The 6,083-nt window shown below is 56.1% G+C and carries 5 protein-coding genes and 1 pseudogene; 5 read left to right on the top strand and 1 reads right to left on the bottom strand.

Translation table 11 applies throughout. The features are described 5' to 3' along the window. The 3 genes and pseudogenes from IGS51_RS12195 to IGS51_RS12185 all read left to right on the top strand — a co-directional run. Positions 1-342 (top strand): annotated as a pseudogene (locus tag IGS51_RS12195) (ATPase); the annotation flags it as partial. Positions 343-848: 506 nt separating this feature from the next. After that, the gene (locus tag IGS51_RS12190) at positions 849-1,283 is read left to right on the top strand and encodes an RNA-binding protein (protein ID WP_297078636.1); all 435 of its coding nucleotides are present in this window, start codon (positions 849-851) and stop codon (positions 1,281-1,283) included. A 398-nt stretch (positions 1,284-1,681) separates the two neighbouring features. Further along, entirely contained in the window at positions 1,682-3,307 is a 1,626-nt protein-coding gene (locus IGS51_RS12185) for a S8 family serine peptidase (protein ID WP_297078635.1), read from the top strand. Between the two features lie 71 nt (positions 3,308-3,378). On the opposite strand, the gene IGS51_RS12180 is transcribed toward IGS51_RS12185, so the two are convergent. Beyond that, on the bottom strand, positions 3,379-3,717 hold the full coding sequence (locus IGS51_RS12180; RefSeq protein WP_297078634.1) for a DUF4870 domain-containing protein: 339 nt from the start codon (positions 3,715-3,717) through the stop codon (positions 3,379-3,381). 158 nt (positions 3,718-3,875) lie between these two features. On the opposite strand from IGS51_RS12180, the gene prfC reads away from it, so the two are divergent. Further along, the gene (prfC, locus tag IGS51_RS12175; RefSeq protein ID WP_297078633.1) at positions 3,876-5,504 is read left to right on the top strand and encodes a peptide chain release factor 3; all 1,629 of its coding nucleotides are present in this window, start codon (positions 3,876-3,878) and stop codon (positions 5,502-5,504) included. Between the two features lie 265 nt (positions 5,505-5,769). Next, on the top strand, positions 5,770-6,083 hold a 314-nt coding region (locus IGS51_RS12170), incomplete at its 3' end, for a tetratricopeptide repeat protein (protein WP_297078632.1).

The raw sequence follows: 6,083 nt of genomic DNA, 5'->3' as shown, positions 1-6,083 counted from the left end.
ACTCGCCCGGTGGAGGGCGATCGCCCAGAACGCGGCCCCAAGCTGAAGGCACGAGACATTGACGAACTGGTGTTTGGTTCGGAAACCGTAGATTTGTCCGCCATAGAGCAACTGGTAGAAGTAGGACAGGTGCGAACCATTGGCGCGGCGATCGCCTATTTACAGCAGCACTACCTCGACGGTCGCCGCACGCTACCCGATCTTCTAAACCAGATTGCACCCCAGCTTGCCACCAACCGGATAGACGAACTGACGACTTATCGCCAGGGGGATCTGGTTGCGGTTCGACCTCTGGAACTTGCCGCAGCTTTGAATCGTCTGCGATCTCTGAGCTTGCGGTAAAAACAGGAAATTTCAAAGAAAATTTTGGCTAACAAGCGCTTCTGGTGCGATTCACCGCCTGCAATCGTCTTTCGGCAGCGAAATACGCGCTGATTCATCGACCCAAAGCCAAGGACATCGGCCCATTTCTCTCTACAACCCCAGCATGAAATCTATGTAATTGACATCTTCGGAGCCAGTCGCCGTGATACCTTAGTGAAGGCGACGGTATCCTACGCCGCAGTTTTCAAAGCAGTTTTCAAAAGACTGACTCGATGAACTGATAACGTCCTAACTCTGAATGCAAATCCTGACGGCCTGACAGGTTTGTCCTCGACAGGTTTGTCGATACGCCGAGGGAACTTGCCTACTAAATGCTCGCCTAAAGCGTTTCCATCAGACTTTAATAAACCACAGCCTGCTCTGGAAACTAGCCTGCTCTGGGGACATTGCCCGCATCACAGGCTTCTCATAGCAAGACTTCCAAGCTATTAGACTGAATTCAACCTGGAGGAATCTTCGACACTATGTCCATTCGTCTTTATGTAGGCAATTTGCCCAAAGAGCTAGAGCGGCAAGAATTGGCTGCCCTGTTTGCGGAATTTGATGAAACCTTGACCACCAAAATCATCACCGACCGCAAAACTGGAAAGTGCCGTGGCTTTGGGTTTGTCACGGTGAAAAGCGAAGAGCAGGCAGACCAGGTCATTGAAAAGTTTGACGGTTTTCTGTTTAAGGAAACCCCGCTGAAAATCGAACGCGCCCAGCCCCGCGAAAAGGGCGGCGAAGAGGGCGATGAGGCTGCTCCCGCCGCAAGCAACAGCAACCGCAAGAAGAACAACAGCAAGGGCAAGAAGGCGGCCGCAACAACCGAGCCAGAATCCGTGCAGCCCGATCCTCGCTGGGCGCAGGAGCTAGAGAAGCTAAAGGAACTGCTGTCTACTCAAACGGCAAATTCCTAGCTTTGCAGATTGCGTTTGACGCATAGATTTGACGAACACGTTTGACGCATAGATTTGACGCATACGTTTTGAGAATCTTTGCGCGATGTGCAACTTTCAGTCAGCCCTCATCCCCTAACCCCTTCTCCCAAGTTGGGAGAAGGAGAGTAAGAAAGGCTTGAAGTCCCTCTCCCAGAGCGAGAGAGGGCTTAAATCGGCATACCAGAAAAGGGGGAGGGAAATCGGCAAAGTTGCACATCCCATATTCCTTTGAAAATTCTTTTGAAAAGGGCGATCGGCGTGCGATCGCCCTTTTTCGTAGCCGCTTTTAGTTGCCGCTTTTAGTTGCCGTTGGCTGCGACAGACCTTAGGATGTAAGGCAAATCCACTTTTCAGGCTGTTGTTGGGAGAGCGATTTCATGGCGAAGCGGCGACTGGCAAGACGACTGCGGTGGGTCATGGCGGGGATGGCGATGTCGCTGCTGGGCACTCCGGCGATCGCCTACATTGCCGCTATCAACTCAATGGAAGCGGGCGGCATCGATGCGCGACGGGTGCAGTCTGAACCCTACAACCTCATGGGCCGCAAGATTGCCATTGGTCAGGTCGAAATCGGCCGCCCGGCCCTATTTGGGCTGGATAAAACGGCTGCCAATAATTTCGCAGTGCGGGTGCGCCAGGTGTTCTTTCGGGATGGGCTGGCCCGCCCAAATGACACGGTTGACCCCCATGCGGCCAGCGTGGCCAGCGTCATGGTGAGCAACGACAAGCTGGTGCAGGGCGTTGCGCCAGAGGCAAAGCTATACGCAGCAGCGGCAGGCTTCGAGCGACGGGGCGGCCAGCCGCAGGAATGCCTCGCCTCGCAGACCGTGGCGCTGCAAAACGGCAATGATGTGCGGGCGATTAACTTCAGCTTTGGCGAGTCGCTGGCGCAAGACCCGCGCCCCAATGCGCGGCTAGACGGCAACGCCTTGCTGACGCAGTGCATCGACTGGTCGGCCAATCAGCATAACGTGCTGTACGTGATTGCGGGCAACCAGGGCGAAGGCGGCATCCCCATCCCCACCGACAATTTCAACGGCATGATCGTATCGAACTCGATCGCCGTCAATGGCATCTATCGAAAAGTCAGCTTTTTTGACCTGGGCAGCGAGCCGCCGCCCATCTATGGCCGGGCCCGCGAGCCGGAGAGCAACGTTGGCCCGCGCCGCTCCGTCAGCCTGATGGCTCCCGGCACCAATATCCAAACCATCAACCCCGACGGCAGCCGCAGCAACCCCACCACGGGGACGAGCTTTGCCGCGCCCCATGTCACGGCGATGGTGGCGCTGTTGCAGGAATATGGCGATCGCCAAATCCGCGAACAGCAGCCCAACTGGAACCTGGATGCCCGCCGCCATGAAGTGATGAAGGCGGTGATGATGAACGCGGCAGATAAGATTCAAGACCGGGGCGATGGTTTGATGCTGGGCATGACCCGCACCGCCGTCAACAAGCAAAACCGCGACTGGCTCAGTTCCGATGCCTACACAGACGAAGCCAAGCCCCTGGATGCCGATATGGGCACGGGCCATCTGCACGCCTATCGGTCGCTAATCCAGTTCGGTTCAGGTCAGTTTTCGCCCGATGCTCCTGTGCCGCCCATCGGCTGGGACTATCGCACCGTCGGCACGGGACGGGAAGCGCCCGCCTATCGGGACTATGTGCTGGAGCGGCCGCTGGTGGCAGGCAGCCACGTCGCCATCACCCTCGCCTGGAACCGCGTGGTGAACCTGAAGGACACCAACCGCAACGGGCTGTACGATATCGGCGAGACCTTTGAAGACAAGGGGTTGAATAATCTGGATATTTACCTGATGCGGGCAGAGGATGAGCGGGAGGGCGATCGCATCTGGTCTTCCGTCAGCGCCGTAGATAGCGTGGAGCATATCTTCCACCCGATTCCTGAAACGGGGCGCTACAAAATCCGCGTCGTCTATCGCGATCGCGTCAACACGCCCACCCAAAACTACGCCCTCGCATGGTGGACAGTTCCAGCACAGTAAACATAAAACATACAGACCTCCGACTTCTTGAAGAAATTGGGGGTCTAAGCAAGAAGTCGGGAACCTAGCCGCTACTCGATAAAGTGCCAGATGCAGGGATAGCGATAGGGACGCTCCAGGTTGCTGGCGGATTGCACCATTGCAATGATCGGCATGATCACGCTGACTATGATTAGTCCGATCAGAAATGGAATGCCGATCAGCACAAACGACAGCACAAAGAAGATGATTCCCCAAATCAGCACCGTCAGGTAAAAATTGATGGCTTCCTTGGCGTTGCCTTGCACGACGGGATCTTCGGACACCAAGAGAAACACAATCGGCACAGCAACCGATACCAACGAGTAGCTAATCAACTGCGATCCGTGACACAGAACAGAGTAAAGCTTTCGTTTTTCTAGATCAGTCATGGGGGTGAAGAGTCGAGTCAGGGGTACTATTAGCTCCACCAGATAGGACGGCTTTTCCGGCGATCGCCCACGATTTGGACGGGCTTGCTACGATAAAGGTTGCTTGCTGTATTGCTTCTTATTTGTTTCTAAATATTTGCTTCTGAGTCTTTGCTGGCATGACCACCGACCTCCAGACCGAAATCGCGACTGCTGTTGACCAGCGGCGCAACTTTGCAATTATTTCTCACCCCGACGCAGGGAAAACGACGCTGACTGAAAAGCTGCTGCTGTATGGAGGCGCGATTCACGAAGCGGGCGCGGTGAAGGCCAAGCGGGCACAGCGCCATGCCACCTCCGACTGGATGGAAATGGAGCAGCAGCGGGGCATCTCCATCACCTCCACGGTGCTGCAATTTGACTACAGCGGCTACACCATCAATCTGCTAGACACGCCCGGCCACCAGGACTTTAGCGAAGACACCTACCGCACGCTGGCCGCCGCCGACAATGCGGTAATGCTAGAAGACGCAGCCAAGGGTCTGGAACCACAAACCCGCAAGCTGTTTGAGGTGTGCCGGATGCGGGGCATTCCCATCTTCACCTTTTTCAATAAGCTGGATCGGCCTGGGCGCGAGCCGCTGGAGCTAATGGACGAAATTGAGCAGGAGTTGGGGCTGCAAACCTATGCGGTGAACTGGCCCATCGGCATGGGCGATCGCTTCAAAGGGGTTTACGATCGCCGCAAACAGCAGATTCATCTATTTGAGCGCACGGCCCACGGCAGCCGCGAGGCCAAAGATACGGTGGTGGATCTGGGCGATCCGCGCATCGAAGATCTGCTCGAAAAAGACCTGTATTACCAGTTCAAAGAAGAACTAGAACTGCTGGAGGCAGCGGGCACAGAGTTTGACCTGGCGCAGGTTCATGCGGGCAAGCTAACGCCTGTCTTTTTTGGCAGCGCCATGACCAACTTTGGCGTGGAGCTATTTTTGGAATCCTTCCTGGACTATGCGCTGAAGCCTGGTTCTCGCCGCAGCACTCAGGGCGACATCGACCCGACCTATCCCGAATTTTCTGGGTTTGTGTTCAAGCTGCAAGCCAACATGGACCCCAAGCACCGCGATCGCATCGCGTTTATCCGGGTCTGCTCTGGCAAGTTTGAAAAAGACATGGTGGTGAACCACGCCCGCACGGGCAAGACGGTGCGCCTGTCTCATCCACAAAAGCTGTTTGGGCAGGGGCGACAGTCCCTCGATGAAGCCTATCCCGGCGACGTGATTGGTCTGAACAATCCGGGTATGTTTGCCATTGGCGACACGATTTACAACGGCAAAAAGCTGGAATACGAAGGCATTCCCTCCTTTTCGCCAGAACTGTTTGCCTATTTGCGAAACCCCAACCCCAGCAAGTTCAAGCAGTTTCAAAAGGGGGTCAACGAGCTGCGGGAAGAGGGCGCAGTGCAGATTATGTATTCCACGGACGAGTCGAAGCGGGAGCCGATTCTCGCCGCCGTGGGGCAACTCCAGTTTGAGGTGGTGCAGTTCCGCCTGCGAAATGAATACAACGTGGAAAGTCTGCTCGATCCGCTGCCCTATAGCGTGGCCCGCTGGGTGGGGGGCGGCTGGGCAGCACTGGAAAAGGCGGGTCGCCTGTTCAACACGGTGACGGTGAAGGATAGCTGGGGTCGTCCGGTGCTGCTGTTCAAAAACGAGTGGAACTGTCAGCAGGTGGAAGGGGAACATCCAGAACTGGATCTGCGGGCGATCGCCCCGGTTGCGTCGGGTCAGGAACCCGCAGCAGTGTGATTCAGAAACCCGCAGCAGTGTGATTTTAGCCTAATAGCCGCGCGATCGCGTGTAATTTCCGTATTTTCTGGGAAGCCTAGAGGCAAGCTGCATTTTTCCAAGTTGCACTTTTCTCTGGGCCGGTTTGCGAATAGCCCCTATGCTTGGGTTAGGGATTGTGTAACTTTCTCTAACGCACGACTAGCAAAGTATTTTAACGAGCCTTAGCGCTTGACTCAGCCTTTGGGCTAGATGATCCTTTGAGCCACGCCAGCGAGGAGCGGATATGAGCGAGCGGTCAAAATTGCCTGTATCGTCCGGGTCCACAGGCGCGGCGGCGCGGGCGCTGCTGGATGCGGGGCTGGCAGCGCTGAAGCGGCAGGAATATGGCACGGCGATCGCCCATCTGGAAAGCCTATTTCGCACGCCCGCCGAGCGCTCGGTGCAGCTTAAGGCGCGAATGGGGCTGGTGATGGCCTACGAAAAATCGGGCAACGTGCAGGAGGCGATCGCCCTCTGTCAAACCCTCAGCAACAGTTCCCATGTGCAGACCCGCCGCTGGGCCGCCAAAGCCCTGGCAGAGATTGCCCAGCGCCATCC

Origin of the sequence: Thermoleptolyngbya sp. M55_K2018_002 (genome assembly GCF_015295965.1) — a bacterium.
GTDB classification, from domain to species: Bacteria; Cyanobacteriota; Cyanobacteriia; order Elainellales; family Elainellaceae; genus Thermoleptolyngbya; species Thermoleptolyngbya sichuanensis.
The sequence above is the reverse complement of the archived record's forward strand: the minus strand, read 5'-3'. Positions and strand labels throughout refer to the sequence as shown.

Excerpts from the sequence above, each read along its gene's own strand:
- IGS51_RS12180 (WP_297078634.1), bottom strand. The coding sequence starts at position 3,717 with ATGACTGATCTAGAAAAACGAAAGCTTTACTCTGTTCTGTGTCACGGA.
- IGS51_RS12185 (WP_297078635.1), top strand. The coding sequence starts at position 1,682 with ATGGCGAAGCGGCGACTGGCAAGACGACTGCGGTGGGTCATGGCGGGG.
- IGS51_RS12190 (WP_297078636.1), top strand. The coding sequence starts at position 849 with ATGTCCATTCGTCTTTATGTAGGCAATTTGCCCAAAGAGCTAGAGCGG.
- prfC (WP_297078633.1), top strand. The coding sequence starts at position 3,876 with ATGACCACCGACCTCCAGACCGAAATCGCGACTGCTGTTGACCAGCGG.